At 63.9% G+C, this 17,869-nt stretch carries 14 protein-coding genes; 11 read left to right on the top strand and 3 right to left on the bottom strand.

Translation table 11 applies throughout. The annotated features are described in order from the left end of the window. Positions 1-104 precede the first annotated feature (104 nt). Together EH199_RS22045 and EH199_RS22040 are read right to left on the bottom strand one after the other, a co-directional pair. Entirely contained in the window at positions 105-803 is a 699-nt protein-coding gene (locus tag EH199_RS22045; protein ID WP_190287384.1) for a hypothetical protein, read from the bottom strand. Positions 804-954: 151 nt separating this feature from the next. Next, positions 955-2,148, bottom strand: coding sequence for a hypothetical protein (locus EH199_RS22040; RefSeq protein WP_024338475.1), 1,194 nt, complete (start codon positions 2,146-2,148; stop codon positions 955-957). A 256-nt stretch (positions 2,149-2,404) separates the two neighbouring features. Here EH199_RS22040 and EH199_RS22035 point away from each other — a divergent pair, with 256 nt between their 5' ends. The 11 genes from EH199_RS22035 (at position 2,405) to EH199_RS21985 (ending at position 15,890) form a co-directional block, all read left to right on the top strand. Next, entirely contained in the window at positions 2,405-3,034 is a 630-nt protein-coding gene (locus EH199_RS22035) for a DUF6088 family protein (protein ID WP_006023614.1), read from the top strand. A gap of 75 nt (positions 3,035-3,109) precedes the next feature. Continuing rightward, positions 3,110-3,940: a DUF6088 family protein gene (locus EH199_RS22030; RefSeq protein ID WP_006023613.1), complete on the top strand. Its 831-nt coding sequence runs from the start codon at positions 3,110-3,112 to the stop codon at positions 3,938-3,940. Next, positions 3,937-5,016, top strand: coding sequence for a nucleotidyl transferase AbiEii/AbiGii toxin family protein (locus EH199_RS22025; protein WP_006023612.1), 1,080 nt, complete (start codon positions 3,937-3,939; stop codon positions 5,014-5,016). The genes EH199_RS22030 and EH199_RS22025 overlap by 4 nt, the downstream gene beginning before the upstream one ends. Continuing rightward, positions 5,013-5,870 (top strand): response regulator transcription factor, encoded by an 858-nt coding sequence (locus tag EH199_RS22020; RefSeq protein ID WP_006023611.1) that lies wholly within the window; start codon positions 5,013-5,015, stop codon positions 5,868-5,870. The genes EH199_RS22025 and EH199_RS22020 overlap by 4 nt, the downstream gene beginning before the upstream one ends. Continuing rightward, on the top strand, positions 5,867-6,445 hold the full coding sequence (locus EH199_RS22015) for a hypothetical protein (protein ID WP_006023610.1): 579 nt from the start codon (positions 5,867-5,869) through the stop codon (positions 6,443-6,445). The genes EH199_RS22020 and EH199_RS22015 overlap by 4 nt, the downstream gene beginning before the upstream one ends. A 1-nt stretch (position 6,446) precedes the next feature. Then, positions 6,447-9,848 (top strand): UvrD-helicase domain-containing protein, encoded by a 3,402-nt coding sequence (locus EH199_RS22010; RefSeq protein ID WP_006023609.1) that lies wholly within the window; start codon positions 6,447-6,449, stop codon positions 9,846-9,848. 81 nt (positions 9,849-9,929) lie between these two features. Next, positions 9,930-10,676: a multiubiquitin domain-containing protein gene (locus EH199_RS22005; RefSeq protein WP_006023608.1), complete on the top strand. Its 747-nt coding sequence runs from the start codon at positions 9,930-9,932 to the stop codon at positions 10,674-10,676. Further along, on the top strand, positions 10,651-11,823 hold the full coding sequence (locus tag EH199_RS22000; protein WP_006023607.1) for a ThiF family adenylyltransferase: 1,173 nt from the start codon (positions 10,651-10,653) through the stop codon (positions 11,821-11,823). Before EH199_RS22005 ends, EH199_RS22000 begins: the two co-directional genes overlap by 26 nt. Continuing rightward, a complete protein-coding gene (locus tag EH199_RS21995) occupies positions 11,820-12,260 on the top strand; it encodes a DUF6527 family protein (protein ID WP_006023606.1) in 441 nt (146 codons plus the stop codon). The genes EH199_RS22000 and EH199_RS21995 overlap by 4 nt, the downstream gene beginning before the upstream one ends. A 277-nt stretch (positions 12,261-12,537) precedes the next feature. Further along, a complete protein-coding gene (locus tag EH199_RS21990; RefSeq protein ID WP_006023605.1) occupies positions 12,538-12,774 on the top strand; it encodes a DUF2158 domain-containing protein in 237 nt (78 codons plus the stop codon). A gap of 11 nt (positions 12,775-12,785) precedes the next feature. Then, positions 12,786-15,890 carry a DEAD/DEAH box helicase gene (locus EH199_RS21985; RefSeq protein WP_006023604.1) on the top strand — a complete coding sequence of 1,035 codons (3,105 nt, stop codon included), beginning with the start codon at positions 12,786-12,788 and terminating at the stop codon, positions 15,888-15,890. A gap of 306 nt (positions 15,891-16,196) precedes the next feature. Here the strand turns inward: EH199_RS21985 and EH199_RS21975 are convergent, their stop codons facing one another. Further along, on the bottom strand, positions 16,197-17,558 hold the full coding sequence (locus EH199_RS21975; protein WP_006023603.1) for a site-specific integrase: 1,362 nt from the start codon (positions 17,556-17,558) through the stop codon (positions 16,197-16,199). Between the last annotated feature and the right edge of the window lie 311 nt (positions 17,559-17,869).

Genomic DNA, 17,869 nt, shown 5'->3' with positions numbered 1-17,869 from the left:
ACACTGAGTAAGTCCATGTCGATCACTCCGATGCCTCCTGACTGTTAGCCAGGGGCGAGGAAAACATGGGTCAATTCTCAGTGAAAACTTATAACCCTCCCGGGTCACTTCTCAGTGCAACTCAACATCGGCAGAACCCAGAGCAGCTTCCCGGCGGGATTCTTGTCGGGAATCGGTAATGCCCGCTCGACGGCCTTGGCTTTCGGCAGCTTGCGGAAGTCCTTCAAGCTGTCGCGCGCAAAACGGATGATCCCCGCCGCCACGTCAGTAGGCGGAACTCCGCTTCCCTGCGCCCACCGAATTATTTGCTTGTAAAGTTCGCGTATTTCCGCGTGGTCTCTGCTTTGGCAACATGCGGCAAAGGCGTGAGCCAGCTCGGGAGGTGCATATAGCGCCATGTAGTTCGCCATAACGCCCTTCATCCAAAGGGCGCCAGGTTGAGTGTCACATTCCCCCACATAGGGCACCACCATTCGCTCGATGATGTTCACGACAACGAAGAAGTGCTTGTCGACAAGCTCGATAAAGATTGGGGCGCGGCGCGTCTCAAGGAGGTCCAGAAGATCAAAGATGAAGCGCGGCTTGTCATAAGCCTGTTTTGATTTGAGCTCCGACGACTGGATGCGGTGCGCCTTTTTTAGTGCGCCCAATTTATCGGTGAAGTCCTGGTCGAGCGTGCAGCCGAATGCAGCCAAGGCGAACATGCGCTGTTCGACGAAGTAGGAGTCGATTTTGACCGTGCTCAGGTCGCCGGTATTGCCGCTTTCATCGATGTAATATTCCGCAGGCGCCTGCTCTAGCATTCTGTATCCAGTCGCTCGTTTGGCGATTGTGCTCCATGCCGCACCACTGAATAGGTGACCTGGATCTGGGCCACAAGACAGCCCGGAAACAGTATGGCTAGGGGACGCAAAGCCGGAGACACGGACAACCGCATCTCCGGCATTGCGGGGATCAGGCGGCGCGATCGAGCAGCTTCTTGGCCTTGCCTTCGAGCTCGAGCCGCGCGTCCTGGTGGGGCTTGTCGCGCGCGACGGCGGTGATGCCCTGGACGAAATCGAAGATGCTTTCCGGCGGGCGGCCTTCCTCGGCCAGCACCGCGTCGATGATTTTGCCCGTCTCGGCTTTCGAGAAGCCGCGGCGGCGCAGGAATTCGGTGCGCTCTTCGTCCTTGTGCGCGACGATGCGTTCGCGCGCCGCCTTGATGCCGGTGATGAACGGCTGCGGTGAGGAGTCCGCGAAGCTGAGCAAGGCCGGCGCCGCCTCATGGGCGAAGCGCGAAGCGGCGTATTTGGAATGGCGGATGGAGATCTCCTCGAAATCTTCGACGCCCCACAAATTGCGATTCTGGCACACGGCCCTGAGATAGAAGGACGCGATACCAAGGGTCTTGGCGCCCACTTCGCTGTTCCAGGCATAGAAGCCCCTGAAATAGAGATCGGGCGATCCATCCGCGAGCTTGCCGGCTTCGATCGGATTCAGATCGTCGACGAGGAAAAGGAAGACGTCGCGATCGGAAGCGTAGAGCGTCGTGGTGTCCTTGGTGATGTCGACGCGCGGATTATAGACGCCGGTCGACCAGTCGAGGACACCGGGCACTTTCCAACGGGTGTCGCCGGTGCCGTTGCCGGCGATGCGCTGCACGGCTTCGACCAGCTCGTGGTCGTAGATCCGGCCGTAGTCGGGGCCGGTCACGGCGCGCAGCTCGACGCGGCCGTCGTCGGTCTCGAGGGTCTTGATCTGCTCGGCGCGGTGGGCGGTCAGCCCATATTGCAGGTTGATGCCGGCGAGCGCGGCGGGGAGCTGCCGCAGATAGGCGGCCGGCGCGCCGACCTGGCTCGCGAGCTGACCGAAACTCCAGTGCGTCGGAGCGATGGGCTTGTCGGCGCCTGGTAGGATCAGGGCAAGCCGTTCGGGATCGGTGCGGCTGGCTTCGACATGGATAAGCGCGGATTCGACAACGCGCGTTCGGCTGCGCTCGGTGCGCTCGCGGACGGTCCGGCCGAGTTCGGCGAGCGAGAGATAGCGCTCGTCGTCGGGTCGCGAGAACCACTCCGAGGAAACCCGACCGATGCGCTCGCCGCGGTTGATGTCCACCTTCCAGCCGCCACTCACGTCGCGCCGGGCATCGAGAACCTGCATGTTCATGGGATCAAACTCCATGACGGGCGCCGGAAGACTCTCTCCCGACCCTCAACCCGTCACGGAAATCCGGTCCACACTCTCACTCTAATGAGGGCGTTGCGGGGTCTCCCCGCAGAAGGGGTCGGCCGAGACCCTGGGCTCGGCCGCAGGGGAAGGCTTTCCCCTCCAGGCCCCCTCTCAATCGCTGGCCCTTCCAGTCGGTTTGGGGGAGATTGAAAACTGTCAGAAAACCGCATATATTTCTGACAGGAGAAGTGCCGTGCAACGACTGACCGAACAGATTCTGGCGCACACCGAGGGCTTGCCCGAGGGCGCTCCGATCGCGGCGAAGAGCCTGCTCCATCTCGGCAATCGCGCCGCGGTGGATCAAGCCTTGTCGCGACTGGCTGAACGTGGCCGGCTGATGCGTGCCGGGCGCGGCGTCTATCTGCGCCCGGTTTCGAGTCGGTTCGGCGTCCGCGCGCCCTCCGTCGAGAAGGCCGTCGAAGCCCTCGCGCTCCAGCGCGGCGAAACCATCGTGTCGAACGGTGCCGCGGCCGCTAACGCGCTCGGCCTCACGACACAGGTGCCGGTCCGGTCGGTCTATCTGACATCGGGCCGTAGCCGGACGATGAATCTGGGCCAGCAGGTCGTCGAGCTGCGGCATGCGCCGCGCTGGCAGTTGGCGCTGGCCGATCGGCCCGCCGGACAGGCGGTGCGAGCGCTCGCCTGGCTGGGGCCGGAAAAGGCAGAAGCCGCCTTGATGACGTTGAAGCGCAAGTTGCCGTCTTCCACGTTCGGCGAACTCGTCGCGGTCGCGCCCCAGCTACCGAGCTGGCTCGCCAGGACGGTCGGCAAAGTTGCATACGGCCGAAGGAGCCATTCTCAGGTGGGCGGCCTACCTATTTAGATTGTCCGAAATTTGTATATTTATTTCGGACAATCCACTTGGTTCGCGTCCGAAAAAGGACTACAATTTTCGGACATGAACACCGACTCGCCCGATCTGAAGAAAGCCATGCTCGAGCGCATCCGTGCGGATGCGCCACGCAAGGTCTGGACGCCCAGTGACTTCGTCGATCTCGCCTCGCGGGACGCGGTCGATAAGGCGTTGCAGCGGCTGACGAAGGTCGAAATCCTTAGGCGGATTGATCGTGGGCTCTACGATCAGCCTGGCTTCAACAAACTCACCCAGAAACCCAATCCGCCTGATCCGCGCTCAGTCATCGACGCCGTCGGGCGACGTGACCAAACCCGGATGCTTGTCGACGGCATGACCGCGGCGAACGATCTGGGCCTAACTGACGCCGTCCCCGCCAAAATCGTGGTGCACACCGACGCTCGGCGCCGCGCGATCAAGCTCGGCAACGTAACGATCACCTTCCGTCCAACCGCGGCCAGCAAGCTATTCTGGGCCGGACGACCAGCGATGCGCGTCGTCCAAGCGCTTCACTGGCTGCGCGATCTCCTGGTTCGTGAAGGAGAAAGTGATCAGGTTAGGCGCAAGCTCGCCAATCTTTTCGAAGATCCCACGGTGGGACCGCCCCTCAAAGCGGATCTCACTGCCGGTATGACAGCTCTTCCGACATGGATGTGGGTGTTTCTCAAGCCGCTCGTTGAAAGCGACGCCGGCGTTCGTCGTCGGCACGTCGATGATGATCGTGATGATGCTGATCATGATCGTCATCAACAAAGAACGGCGGACGATGCCGATGATCAGCGTCATGCTGCCGTCGCCCGGCCCAAGCGAAAGCCGCTCTCCCCGCAGAAGGCACAAACTGCCAAGCGCGGTGCAGCCCGGGCGGTGAAGACATGAATCCGGCTTTCGACGAGGTTCTCGCGGCCGGGTCGGACGCGATGTTGAGCGCCTTCGATACGACGGCGCTACGCCTCGGCACGGCGTCTCAGAATATCGAGAAGGACTTCTGGGTCTGCTGGACGCTGGATGCCTTGTTCAATGGCTTGAAAGAGGGCGGACCCCGCCTCCTCTTCAAAGGTGGAACCTCCCTGTCCAAAGGGTTTGGTTTGATCAATCGCTTCTCCGAAGACATTGATGTCACGGTGTTTCGGGACGACATCGGCGAGCCGGCGACCATCGAGGAGCTCGAAGCGCTGAGTAGCAAAAAGCGCCGGGCGCGCCTCGATGCGATCAAGGACGCCTGCCAAGCCTACATCAACGGCCCGCTGCGGGCTGAGTTGACGCAGATCCTGCAGGACCGGCTTCAGGCTGCCGGCCTCGATGCCGGCGCGGCCCGAGTGGAAGCCGATGACGCTGATCCCGACGGGCAGACGCTTCTGATCTGGTATCCCGCGGCGACGCCGCGATCGGATTATGTGCGGGCAGCGATCAAGATCGAGTCGGGCGCGAAATCCGCGCTCGATCCGAACAGCGAAGTGCCGATCAAACCCTATGTCGATGATGATCTGCCGGCGCTCGACCTGACCGTGCCGGCCGTCCGCACGGTCGATCCGGAACGTACCTTCTGGGACAAGGTTGTCATCCTCCATGGGCTGCGGCGCTGGTTCGACAAGCGCGGCGAGCTGCGCGGGGGCGGCCAACGCGTTTCCCGTCACTATTATGACCTGCACCAGCTCGCCGCGGCCCGCGTCGGCGCCGCCGCCATCGCTGATCCGGCGCTCGGTGCGGATTGCGTCGCGCACGCCCGGATGTTCTTCAATCGACCGGACTTCGATCTCGCGAGCGCTGCGCCTGGCTCGTTTGCACTCGCCCCGCATGACGCGATGATCGAGCAACTGCGCGTCGACTACAGGGCCATGCAGGGCATGATCTTTGGCGATCCACCGGATTTCGAGGCGGTGCTCGACAGCATCGGCTCGCTCGAGACGCGTCTCAACAAGAAGGGCGATACGGGAGGCGGGGCCGCGCGATGAACCAGTTGGAGGGAGCTTTCGACACCGGGCAAAAGGCAGACGCGCGTGGCGCGGGCGAAGCGATCGTAACCCCGCTGCGCAAACGCCGCCTCAGCGGCGAACTCTACGAGCGCGACCCGAAGATAGAAGCCCTCATCGCCGAATTGGCAGTCCTGCCGCGTGATGGCTTGATCGCCAGGGCGGAAATCACCAAGCGCTCGGACCCGGGCTACGTCCCGAGCGAATGTCTCGTTTACTTCATTCGCGCGAGCCGTCGCGACAACAACGAGGTGTGGTTCGAGCGCCTCTATCGGATCTTGACCGAACGGGTGCTGCGCAGTTTGCCCAGGGCGGAAAGCTCCGATGGAAAGACGGAATCGCTGACGCGCGGGGTCGTGCGCGACAAGGTGTTCGGCCGGTTCGTCGAGCTCTTTTCGGCGGACCGCGCCGCCTACGACGAAAAGGTCGACTACTTCGAGGTGCGCTTCGATGGCGCGCTAGCGAGCCTGCGGCGCGATGCGCAGGAAAAGGCCTGGCGCGACGAAAACCGTTCCCAGCCCCTCGAATATGACGAGGAGAGCGGAGAACTGTCACCGGAGGTCGAGGCGGCCGCAGGGACCCACGATCCCTTCGCCGTGTCGGATTTCGACGACCCGTCTTACCGGTCGCGCCTGGATGCAGCGATTGAAGCTCTACCGACAGAACAAAGCAGGATCATTCACATGTTGAGACAGGGCTTCCCCATCGACTCCAAGGAGCCGGACGTCATGACCATCGCCAAGGCTTTGGGCCGCTCCGAAAAGACCGTCCGAACCTACCGCGACAAGGCCTTCGCCGCCCTGCGAGCTGCCATGGCCGACGGAGACGAGCGGTGAGCCCCGGCGGCGGACGTCCATCCCGCGAGGCCGTGCTCGACGCGTTCGCGGTCGAGAGCGAGCCTGGCCGGTCGACCTTGGAACGCTATCTGCGGCTATACCCGGAATATGCCGGGGAGCTCATCGACCTCTCGCGCGAACTCAGCCGCGAGGCTTATGAAGATGCCGCACCCCTCTCTGCTACCGATCGGGCGCTGATCGACGCTGCCTGGTCGCAACACGCGAAGGTTATGCCGGCGGCAGCAGCCGACCCTTTCGCGGCGCTGACGGTCGATGACTGGCGCGCCGTCGCGCAGCGTCTGGACGTGCCCCGGCAGGTCGTGACCGCACTGCGCGAACGGCGGGTCTCTCTCGTCAGTATCCCGCGACGCTTCCTGGCGATATTGGCGGATGCGATGCGCAGCTCTGTCGCACAGTTGGAGTCGTCCTGGGGGCCAGCGCACCTGATTGTCGCGCGCAGCTATAAGGCCGACAGCAAACCGGTGGCCGGCGAGCAGGTCACCTTCGAGCAAGTGCTGATCGATGCCGGCGTCCCGGCCGAGAAGCGCGCCCGGCTGTTGGCGGAGGCGGACTGACATGGACAGTGTGGAGCTCGCCAGGCAAGTCGCCGCCGAGCTTCACGCTCGCCTCGTTGCATCCGGCGCCGATCCCTGGTCGCCCTATGACTTTGCTGTCGCCGAGGCCAAGCGGCGGGGGATTGATGTCGAACGGACTGCCGCCGGCGCAGCCGTCCTCAATGGCGGCCGCGCGACTTTCGTCGCCGCCGACGATCTGATTCTTCACGAGAATATGGGCTCTCCGTTCGAGCAAGCTTTCCTCGTGGCGCATGAGATCGGCCATGTCGAGCTGGGCGACGATCCTGGTGGCGAAGCGGCGCCGATGATTGATCCGGCACGCCCGGCCGAGCCCTCACCAGTCGGAATGGATCGGGTTGTCGATTATGGACGCCGGCAACGCCGCGAAGTCCAGATGGACCTGTTCGCGCGCGAACTGCTGCTTCCGCGCACCGTCGCGCGGGCGCTCCATGTCGACCAAGGGCTCGCCGCGTCCGCCATCGCCGCGAAGCTCGGCGCGCCGTTCGAGGTCGTCGCGCAGCAGTTGTTCGATGCTTTGCTGCTGCCGCCCGTGCCTCCCGCCGCGACTGCGGCGCATGTCGAACGGCCGCTCAATCCGCTGCAAGCGGCCGCTGCGGCGCATCGCGGCGAAGCCTATCTGCTTGAGGCGGGGCCTGGCACCGGCAAGACGCAGACGCTGATCGCGCGCGTCGAGGGCCTTCTAGGCGAGGGCGTCGATCCACGGCGCATACTGCTGTTGACCTTTTCGAACAAGGCAGCGGGCGAGATGGCCGAGCGGATCGCGCGCAAGCGGCCCGAGGCTGCGGCCGCGATGTGGATCGGCACGTTCCATGCCTTCGGCCTCGATATCATCCGTCGTTTCCATGCGGAGCTCGGCCTGCCGAAGGACCCGCGGATGATGGACCGGACCGAAGCGGTCGAACTCCTCGAGGGGGAGTTCCCGCGGCTTAGGCTCGCGTACTACCGCAATCTTTACGATCCGACCCAGATCATTGCCGACATGTTGGCCGCCGTATCGCGGGCGAAGGATGAGGTGGTCGACGCCGAAACCTACGCCGCGCTCGCCGACGCCATGCAGGCGAAAGCCCAGGACTCGGATGCGCGCGAGGCGGCGGAACGCGCCGGCGAGGTTGCCCGCGTCTACGCGGCCTACGAACAGCTCAAGCGCAACGCGCATTGCATCGACTTCGGCGATCTTGTCGCCTTGCCGGTGCAACTGCTCGAAAAGGAGGCGGCCATCTGCGCGGCGCTGCAGGCGCAATATGATCATGTCCTGGTGGATGAGTATCAGGACGTGAACCGCAGCAGCGTGCGGCTGCTGAGCGCACTGCGGCCCGACGGCCGCAATCTCTGGATGGTCGGCGACGCCAAGCAGTCGATCTACCGGTTTCGCGGTGCCTCATCCTTCAACATAACCCGGTTCGGCAAGGAGGACTTCGCCGGTGGCAATCGCGGTCGATTGAAGCGTAATTATCGTTCGGTGCCGGAGATTGTCGCCAGCTTCTCCAGTTTCGCGATCACGATGCGCGCCGGCGATGCGGATAGTGGCCTCGACGCGGACCGCGACGCCAATGGACATAGGCCCGAGTTGCGCACGGTCCAGCGCGCCGAGCAGCAGCAGGTCGCCCTGGCCGACGCTATCGAGGAGCTGCGGCGTGACGGCTACGCCTATCGTGACCAGGCGGTCCTGTGCACCGGCAACGAAAAGCTGTCGACGATCGGGCAGGACCTGGAACGGCTCGGCGTGCCGGTCCTCTTCCTGGGAAGTCTGTTCGAGCGGGGTGAGGTCAAGGATCTCCTGGCTCTCCTCTCGATCCTGGTCGATCGGCGCGCCATGGGCCTGGTGCGCATTGCCTGCTGGCGAGACTTCGCCACCTCCTTTGCCGATGTGGTCGCGGTCTTCGACCATCTGCGGGCGGCCGAGCACGCGCCGGCGGGCTGGCTGCGGCATGGCGAGGCGATCCCCGGTTTGAGCGACAGGGGGCGGCAGACCGTTGCCAAGCTCGCGACTGCGCTCGATGGTTTCGATCAGACGGCCTCGCCCTGGACCGTGCTCGCGACGCTGTTGCTCGATCGCACACGCATCGCCGCGCGCCTGGGCGCGTCGGAGGATCTCGCCGACCGCACACGGGGCATCGCGATCTGGCAATTCCTCAACTTTGTGCGGGTACAACCGGCCGGACGCGGGCTGCCCATCACGCGCCTGCTCGATCGTGTGCGCAGGCTCGTGCGGCTCGGCGACGACCGCGACCTGCGCCAATTGCCGGCGGCCGCCCAGCATCTCGACGCCGTGCGGCTGATGACCATCCATGGCGCCAAGGGCCTAGAGTTCGGTGGCGTCCATATTCCTGGGCTTAACAGCGACACGATCCCACGCACGCCGCCGGCGCCGCCCTGTCCGGCGCCCGACGGGATGATCGCGGGGGCGGAGGGCAGTGCGCTGGAGGCGTTCCGCGCAGGTCAGGCCGAGGAGCAGGAGTGCCTATTTTACGTGGCGCAGTCGCGCGCCCGCGATCGCCTGATCCTTTATGCGCCGACCGAGAAGAGTAACGGCCACAACCGACCGCTTTCGCCATTCCTCGACCGTCTCGGGGCGACCTTAACACGCCGTTCGCTCGTGCCGGCACGGCCGCTTCCCGTGGCCGCGGAAGCTCGGGATATCGATTTGGTGGTCGACGGACGGCTGCGGTTAGGCGCCCCGCAGATCGCTCTTTATGAATCCTGCCCGCGTCGCTTCTTCTACACGCATGTCCTGCAGGTCGGCGGCCGGCGAACCGCGACCGCCTTCATGCATCTGCATGAGGCGGTTCGCGTGGTGGTCGAGGCGGTGATCGCGTCGGATGGACCCGTGTCCGAGCAGGCGCTGCAAGATCGCATCGATGCGGCGCTCGCCGGCGAGGGGCTCGGCGAGCACGGCTATCGCGCGGAATTCCGCGATCTGGCGCTGGCAATGCTGCGCTTCTTCCTGGCGAACCGCGCCGAAGCAGTCCCCGAAGCGCCGGTCGCGCTCAGCCTCAGTTTCGGCGGCGAGGAGATCATCGTTCGGCCGGACGAGGTGCTGGTGCGGCCGGACGGCATCCGCGCCGTGCGCCGCATTCGCACGGGTCACATGCGGTCGGCCGAGGGCAAGGATGTCGGCGCGGCGGCGCTGATGCTGGCGGTCAGGCAGTCCTTTCCCGGCGCGGTCGCAGAGCTCGTCCATCTTTCCGACGGCGAGGCACATGCGCTTGCCTTGTCCGATCGGGAGCTGAAGGGGCGCAAGGACAAGCTCGCAAAGTTTCTCGGCGACATCCGCGCCGGACGGTTTCCGGCCGAGGTTTCGTCGCGCACCTGCCCGAACTGCCCGGCCTTCTTCATCTGCGGGCAGACCCCCGACGGCCCCTTGCAAAAAAAGTTCGTCTGACCTTACCGGTCGGCCTCCCTCGCTCCGATTGGACCCTTAGAGCCGCGGCGCTGCCTCGGCCGAACCTAAGGACCCAATCTTATGAACACCGAAGAACTTCTTGATTACGACGATCTCGGCAACGCCCTGCGCGAAGGCCGGGCGTTGCGTCCGGCGCGGGGGTATCGCTTTCTCCTCGCGCAGGGCGATCTCAACTTCCAGTCCCGTGTGGTGAGCGATCCCGTGCCGCTCGGCCGCCAGTTGCTGGAAGCCGCGGCACTCGACCCGCGGGACGGTTACAGCCTCATCGCGATCCTGCCCTCGGGCGATTTCGAGGATGTGAGGCTCAACGAGCCGTTCGACCTGCGTGAGCGCGGCGCCGAGCGGTTCATCGCCTTCCAGACCGACCGCGACTTCAAGCTGACCCTCAACGACCACGAGCTGCTCTGGGGCAAGCCGGTCATCAGCGGCACGGTGCTCTACGGCCTCGCCAAGCCCGGCGAGGGGGAGGCCGTCTTCCTCGAGGTTCCCGGCGGTGAAGATCGCCTGATCGAGCATGGCGAGCTGATCGATCTGGTCCAGCCCGGCATCGAGCGGTTCATCACCGCGCGGCTGACGTTCGAGATCATCGTCAATTCGCGGCCGCGCACGGTGAACGCCCGCACGGTGACGTTCGAACAGATCGTCCAGCTCGCCTTCCCGGGCCAGCACGAACCCAACGTCGTCTTCTCGATGACCTATCGGCACGCGGCGTCGACGCCGCCCGCCGGTGAGCTCGGGGTTGGCGGCTCCGTCGACGTCAAGAAGAAGGGCACGGTGTTCAATGTCACGCGCACTGTTCAGTCGTAATCCGGACCTCAAGCGGCTGCGGGACGAAGGCTACTTCGTCCAGCAGCAGGGCGGGTATCTCGTTATGCGCGAGGTGCCGTATGTCGATGCGCGCCGGGAGGTGCGCATCGGCACCCTCATCTCCAGCCTCACGCTGGCCGGAGATCAGACGCGCCCGCCCGACACCCATGTCATCCACTGGGACGGCGATTTCCCGTGCCACGCCGACGGCAGGCCCATCCAGGGCATCTCGCATGCGGCCGGCGCCTTCGATCTCGGCCACGGCCTGAAGGCGACGCACAGCTTCTCCAGCAAGCCAGACGGCGGCTACTCGGACTACCACCACAAGATGACGAGCTACGCGAATATCCTCGCGGGCCCGGCCGCAGTGCTGAAGTCCGGCGCGACGCCTCGCACCTTCCGCGAACCGGAAGAGGAGGAGGACAGCGTCTTCAACTATGTCGAGACCGCCTCCGACCGTGTCGGGATCGGCGTCCTGACCGAGCGACTCGTCAACGAGCGGGTCGCCATCATCGGCGTCGGGGGGACCGGCGGCTACATCCTGGATTTCGTCGCCAAGACGCCTGTCCGGGAAATCCGGCTGTTCGACAGCGACGAGTTCCTGACCCATAACGCGTTTCGCGCGCCGGGCGCTCCGAGCCTGGAGGAATTGCGGGAAGCGCCCAAGAAGGTCGAATACCTGAAGCGCATCTACAGCCGGATGCACCGGAACATCGTGGCGCACGATGTCGCGCTCGGCGTCGACAACATTCACCTTCTCGACGGCGTCACCTTCGCGTTCCTGTCCCTCGATGCGGGTGACGCTAAGCGGCTGATCGTAGAGAAGCTCGAGGCGATCGGCGCCGCGTTCGTCGATGTTGGCATGGGGCTCGAGCTCGACGAGGGGTCGCTGGGCGGCATCCTGCGCGTCACCGCCAGTACGCCGGAGAAGCGCGATCACGCGCGGCAGCGCATTTCCTTCGTCGGCGGCGGCGCCAAGGACATCTACGCCTCCAACATCCAGGTCGCGGATCTCAACGCCCTGAATGCTGTCCTCGCGGTCGTCAAGTGGAAGAAGATTCGCGGCTTCTACCGCGACCTCGAGCGCGAGCATCACTGCACCTACACCACCGACGGCAACATGCTGATCAACGGGGATCTCGCGTGATACGGCACAAGCGACTCGAACATCGTTTCGTCGAACACATCCCTGAGCGCCTTGAGGCAGGCATTCTCTATGTTTCGATGGAATATGCCACATCAGCCCACAGCTGCTGCTGCGGTTGCGGCGAGGAGGTCGTCGCCCCCTTCACGCCGACGGACTGGAAGATGACGTTCGATGGCGAGACCGTCTCCCTTCGGCCGTCGATCGGCAATTGGACGCTGAAATGCCGGTCACACTATGTGATCGACCGCAGCAAGGTGATCGAGGCCGGCCCCTGGAGTGACGAGCAGGTCGAAGCCGAGCGTCGTCGTGACCGCGCTGCCAAAGCGCGCTTCTACGGGCAGACGCCAGCGATCGAACTTGCCGTTCAGCCCGCTCCCGTCAAGGCGGCTCCCGGCTTCTGGCGCCGCGCCTGGCGTTGGCTATCTGGCAGATCGTGACGATAGGCCCGACGGCAGGTTGCCGTCGGGCTATCCCGCTTCGGAACGCAGCGCAGCCCTAAGAGACAAATCAAGAACATCTATCAGGAGCTTACACGGTCTTCGCCGAAATCCTTGTGCAAGGAATGACCGACACACCATATATTGATGTTAGGCATGGGGCGATCTCCTAGCACGTGCGCGTCTCCACTCATGGTGGTGGGGACGTGGGCGAGCTTCTTGCGACCTCCTCCGGTGCCTGGCGAGGACAGATAGGCATCGAGAAGGAGCGTGGAGAATGGATGCTACCGAATTCAAGCCCGGCGATCTTGTGCGGGTGAAGTCAGGCGGGCCGATCATGACGGTCGAGCAGGTCGGGAAGACGGCCATGCTGGAGGAGGATGCCGTCTGGTGTGTCTGGTTCGAGAAGGTGGGCAACAAGCAGGTCGCGCGGAAAGACACGTTCGCGCCGGTCGTGCTGGAGAAGGCTGAGAAGCCACGAGCCGCGTTCTCCGTCGGCGTCGTTCGGGCGTAGCGTGGTGCCTCATGCCGTTTCGCGGCCTGTTCATCGGCATCGACCGTTATAGCTCGACCGGCATTGATGAGCTGACCTGCGCGCGTCGCGACGCGACGGCGCTGGAGGCACTGTTCTTCGACACGCTGGGCGGCAGCACAGTCTTGCTGGCAGATGCGGAGGCCACGCGGCAGCGGATTGAGGACGCATTTGCCGACCTGGCCGGCTGCGGCCCCGAGGATACGGTGGTGATCGCGTTCTCCGGCCATGGGTCGGAGACACATGAGCTCGTCACCCACGACGCGAATCCAGATGATCTCGCCGGCTCCGCGATCCCGCTCGAGCTGTTGCAGGAATGGTTCTCGCGGATACCGGCAAAGCGCCTGATCCTGTTCCTCGACTGTTGTTTTTCCGGCGGCATTGGGGCGAAGGTTCTGCACGTCGATGCGAAGCCGCGCAGCCTTTTGTCCGCCGAAGCGCGCCTGGCTCAGCTTGGCGGCGCTGGTCGGATCATCTTCACCGCCTCCGCGGCGACCGAGCCCGCCTATGAGCACCGCCGGTTCGGGCACGGCTTTCTGACCCACTTTCTGCTTGAGGCGCTATGTGGCGCCGAGGAAGTCGTGAGCGGCGGCAAGCTCTCGCTCTACCGCCTCCTCGAGCATGTCACGAGCCGCGTCCGGGCGGCCGCGCTGCAGGGCGGCAAAGAGCAGAACCCGACCATGCGCGGGAGCATCGACGGCGATGTCGCGTGGCCCGTGTTCGTGCCGGGCGCTAAGTATCGGGCGGCCTTCCCGGCGCGTCTGCCTGCCAAGGTGACGTCCGATCTTGCCAGCCTCTCGTCGGCCGGTTTCCCCGACGCGCTTGTCACCGCCTGGGCTGGAGCGATCCCGTCCTTGAATGCGCTTCAGATCTCCGCCATCACCGACTTCGGCGTGCTGGACGGCGAGAACCTGGTGGTGTCGGCCCCGACATCCTCGGGCAAGACGATGGTGGGCGAGCTCGCGGCGCTCCGGAACGTGCTGGATCGCAAACGGGCTTTGTTTCTGCTGCCGCTTAAGGCCCTTGTGGCAGACAAGCGGCGGCACTTCGAGAGCGTCTATGGCGGTTTCGGGGTCCGCACGGTGGAAGCGACGGGCGAGACGGACGACATCGCGCCTCTGCTGCGGGGCCAATACGATGTCGGTCTCCTGACCTATGAGAAGTTCGCCGCGATCGCGCTGACATTCCCTCATGTGCTGGCGCAGGTCGGCGCGATCGTGATCGACGAAGCGCAGATGATCGCCGACCGTGGCCGCGGCGCGAATCTGGAGTTCATTTTGACGCTCATCCGGATGCGCCGGCGTGAGGGGATCGAGCCCCAACTGATCGCGCTTTCGGCTGTGATCGGGGACACGAACGGCCTTGAGCAATGGCTCGGCGCGCGGCTCTTGCGGCGCACGGAGCGGCCCGTTCCGCTTGAGGAGGGCTTGTTGCTCGGCACCGGGCATTTCCGCTTTCTTGACCCGGAGAATGGCAATGAGCAGGTTGAGGGGCCGCTCGTTCGGCGTCTTGTCGGCGGCAAAGGATCCAGCCAGGATTGGATCATCCCGCTGGTGCGCAAGCTTGTGGCCGAAGGCCAGCAGGTGATCGTGTTTCGCGAAACCAAGGGCGAAGCCCGCGGCTGCGCCAACTATCTCGCAGAGTCGCTCGGATTGCCTCCGGCTGCCGAGGCGCTGACGCAGATGCCCGGCGGCGATCCCTCGCAGGCCAGCGCCGACTTGCGGAGCGCGCTGGGGCGCGGCGTCGCTTTCCACAACTCGGATCTCGACCGCGAAGAGCGGCGCGTCATCGAGGAAGAATTTCGCCGTAGCGGCTCGGGCCTGCGCGTCATCGCAGCCACGACGACGCTGGCGATGGGCGTGAACACGCCCGCGTCATCGGTCATCATCGCCGGCTTGAATCATCCCGGCGACGAGCCCTATTCGGTAGCCGAATACAAGAACCTAGTCGGTCGCGCGGGAAGGCTTGGCTTCGCCGAGAAGGGAGCTTCGTATCTGCTGGCGCTCGATCCGCGCGCCGAGCATGATCTGTGGTCGCGATACGTGACCGCGGAGCCGGAAGACTTGGTGTCCCGCTTCCTCGACGGTACAACCGACCCACGCTCCCTGATTATCCGCGTCCTAGTCGCGGCACAACGAGCGGCCGGCGAAGGCGTGCCGAGCGAGGAGATTGTCGAATTTCTGGAATCGAGCTTCGGCGCGTTCCAAGCCCGGCGCGCCCATAGCGCGTGGCAGTGGAGCCGGCCGGATCTGCTTTCGGCCCTAGCGGATTTGGAACGCCACGGCCTGGTGCAGAAGAACGCTACAGGCGCGTATGAATTGACCAAGCTGGGCCGTCTCGCTGGCGAAAGCGCGGCAGAGGTCGGGTCCATCGTCGCGCTCGTAGATTGCCTCGGCTCGCTTCAGCCCCAAGAAATCAGCGATCCCGTCCTGATTGCCGCAGCTCAAACGACGGTCGAGGTCGATCAACTCCTTTTTCCGATCAACCGAAAAAGCACGCAGAAAGAGCCTCAGCTATGGCCCAACGAGCTGCAGAGGCAGAATGTGCCGTGGCACGTCCTGAACGCGCTTCAGCGCGGGACAACAGAAGATCATCAGGCGACCCTGCGTGCGAAGAAGGCGGTCGCTTGTCTTTTGTTCGTGTCCGGTCGTGCCATGAGCGAGATCGAGCGCGTGCTGACGCAGTTCGGTGGTGCGTTTGGCGGCGCCGCCGGCCCCATACGCGCGGTCGCAGCGCGGACTTGCGATCTGATGCCGGTCGCGGCTCGCGTCGCCGAGATCCTGCACCCCACGCTCGATCTCGGTGACCGTGTGAGACGTCTGGCGATCCGGTTGACATATGGCGTGCCCAGCGCCGCCGTCGACCTCGCCCAATTCGCTGGAGCCGATTTGCTGCGGGGCGACTATTGCCGCTTGGCCGCCGCGCAGCTCTGTGAGCCCGAACAGATCGACGCCGCAACTGATGACCAAATTCTGGCATGCGTGGACAAGGACAGGCGCAAGCTTGCACTTGTCCGCGATGCGGCGAAGCGCGTTGCCAAGCGTCGGGCCGAAGCGGTGGCGCCTTCCGCCCCGATCCTTGAAGTATATGTGCCCTAAATTGCGCGCAACGGGGGCGTGAGGCGATTGCGTCAGATGCCCCCTCTGCGAGACGTTCCTGCCTCAGAAAGTCTCCAATGCTGGCGGAGCCAATGCGGCAGCGGGCGATCAAGCGGTCGAACGAGACAACGCGCCGCTACGGCTGCGCTCGGTGTGCAGGAGTGTCAGGATGGTCTGCCGGTTCGGAGCAAATGACCTGGTCGCCGATGGCGCCAAACCGAAGATCGTCGATTTCTTCAAAAAGCTTTTTCGACTGCATCGTGGGCGGCGATGAATTGCTCGCCGACCAGTGGCTGATCGCAAGCCTCAAGCTGCCAAGCGACGCTCCTCGTCCTCGGCTTCGTTCCCCGGCTCTCCAACCGCTTTGGTCAGGAAGAGGTCAAGCGCAGCTCGACGAGAATCACGATCCAATGCGTAGGCCGTCTGTTTGAATTCGATCCCCTCGAGTAGCCCTTGGATGTAACCGGAGATCGTGTCGGCGGCCATGATGAGCGCAGTGTCGAGCGTGTGAATGTATTTGCTCGTCACCGAGCCCTTGGAGTGGCCGACGAGCGCCGCGATGGTCACCTCGGTGAAACCGAGATCGTTGGCGATGCTGGCAAAGCTGTGACGCAGGACATGCGGGGTGACGCCGGCGAGCGGACTGTCGCTGAAAATCTGTTCCCAATGGTTCGGGAAGCTGCCGAACGCATGGTCCTCGCCCTGACCTGGGAAGACATAGGTGCCCGCTGCGGTCTTGCGCCGTTCCTCCAGATACTCGACGACGGGCAATCCGATTGGACGAATGGACTCACCTTCCTTGCTGTCCACCAGGCGCATGCAGCTCGCGTCGGTGTCAGCTTCGATCCACATTAGCGAGATCATTTCCGAGCGGCGGCAGCCGGTGAGCGCGATCTGCCGGATGATGTCCACGGTCATGGCGTATTTTTCGTTCGCCGCGGCATCGCGAAGCATTTGCCCGAGGGTGCGATACTCCGCCTCGGTCAGCCTACGATTCCGAACATTGTCCTTGGGCTTCTTGATGCCGTGCGCCGGATTGACCTCTATAATCCCAGCATCGACAGCGTAGGTGAGGATTCCGCCCAATAGGCCGACGGTGCGCGTGGCGGTGCCCGCGCCACCACGAACAATGGCCTTTCCTCGCAGCTTTTTCGTCTTGACGGCGACGCGCGTCTTGCCGGCCATGATGTCCTTCAAGACCTTGTTGATGTCGGCCTTGGTGAGATCCTTGACCCGGCGCGCGCCGATCAGCGGGATGATGTGCCGCTCGATACGGCCAGTGTCGGTGACGATGGTGGTGGGCTTTTTCGGTCGCCCGCCCTTACCCAGAATGAGGCCCGCGTTCAGATCAGCGGTATAGAGGGCGCAAAGCTCCTTGACCGTGATGGCCTTGTGATCGAGCTGACGTTCTTCGGAAGGGTTGTCGCCGCGCGCGACGCGCCCGAGTTGGACCTTCGCTTCTTGCCGGGCTGTCTCCGGCGTCCACACGCCATGCAGGCCGATGGTGTAGCGTCGCGTGCGTCCAACAGCGCGATATTGGATGAGGTAGCTGCGCTTGCCGGAGGCGAACACGCGGAGGCCGAAACCGGGCAGTTCGTCGTCCCAGATAAAATAGTCCTTCTCGCGAACATCGGCAGCGTCCACGATCCGCTTGGTCAGCTTTGCCATGAGGTGTTCCCCTCGCTAGTGAGGGGCTGCTTCCGCGGAAGCACCACGGAAGCAACCGGATGGATATCGGAGCGAAATTCTGGATAGACAGTTCGGCGCGGAAATACGAATTGTCTAGTATCTTCAGTTACATATCGCATTGTAGCGTGCCCTGTCGTGCATTTAGGATAGGCAGGCTAAATTGCTCCGAAGGCAAATGCAAGCTCTTTCTGATGGTCGAGGGTGTCGTAAAAAACGAGTGAAACCAAGCGATTGGCGAAACTCGAAGGAAGCACGAAAATCGCATTCGAGGTCGCGGAAGCACCACGGAA

Origin of the sequence: Novosphingobium sp. LASN5T (genome assembly GCF_003856955.1) — a bacterium.
Lineage (GTDB): Bacteria > Pseudomonadota > Alphaproteobacteria > Sphingomonadales > Sphingomonadaceae > Novosphingobium.
This window is presented reverse-complemented; position numbering and strand designations above follow the sequence as displayed.

Bases quoted from the DNA above. Each gene is read 5' to 3' on its own strand.
- EH199_RS22010 (WP_006023609.1), top strand. From the start codon at position 6,447: ATGGACAGTGTGGAGCTCGCCAGGCAAGTCGCCGCCGAGCTTCACGCT.
- EH199_RS22040 (WP_024338475.1), bottom strand. From the start codon at position 2,148: ATGAACATGCAGGTTCTCGATGCCCGGCGCGACGTGAGTGGCGGCTGG.
- EH199_RS22000 (WP_006023607.1), top strand. From the start codon at position 10,651: ATGTCACGCGCACTGTTCAGTCGTAATCCGGACCTCAAGCGGCTGCGG.
- EH199_RS21985 (WP_006023604.1), top strand. From the start codon at position 12,786: ATGCCGTTTCGCGGCCTGTTCATCGGCATCGACCGTTATAGCTCGACC.
- EH199_RS21990 (WP_006023605.1), top strand. From the start codon at position 12,538: ATGGATGCTACCGAATTCAAGCCCGGCGATCTTGTGCGGGTGAAGTCA.
- EH199_RS22045 (WP_190287384.1), bottom strand. From the start codon at position 803: ATGCTAGAGCAGGCGCCTGCGGAATATTACATCGATGAAAGCGGCAAT.
- EH199_RS22030 (WP_006023613.1), top strand. From the start codon at position 3,110: ATGAACACCGACTCGCCCGATCTGAAGAAAGCCATGCTCGAGCGCATC.
- EH199_RS22020 (WP_006023611.1), top strand. From the start codon at position 5,013: ATGAACCAGTTGGAGGGAGCTTTCGACACCGGGCAAAAGGCAGACGCG.
- EH199_RS22025 (WP_006023612.1), top strand. From the start codon at position 3,937: ATGAATCCGGCTTTCGACGAGGTTCTCGCGGCCGGGTCGGACGCGATG.
- EH199_RS21975 (WP_006023603.1), bottom strand. From the start codon at position 17,558: ATGGCAAAGCTGACCAAGCGGATCGTGGACGCTGCCGATGTTCGCGAG.
- EH199_RS22005 (WP_006023608.1), top strand. From the start codon at position 9,930: ATGAACACCGAAGAACTTCTTGATTACGACGATCTCGGCAACGCCCTG.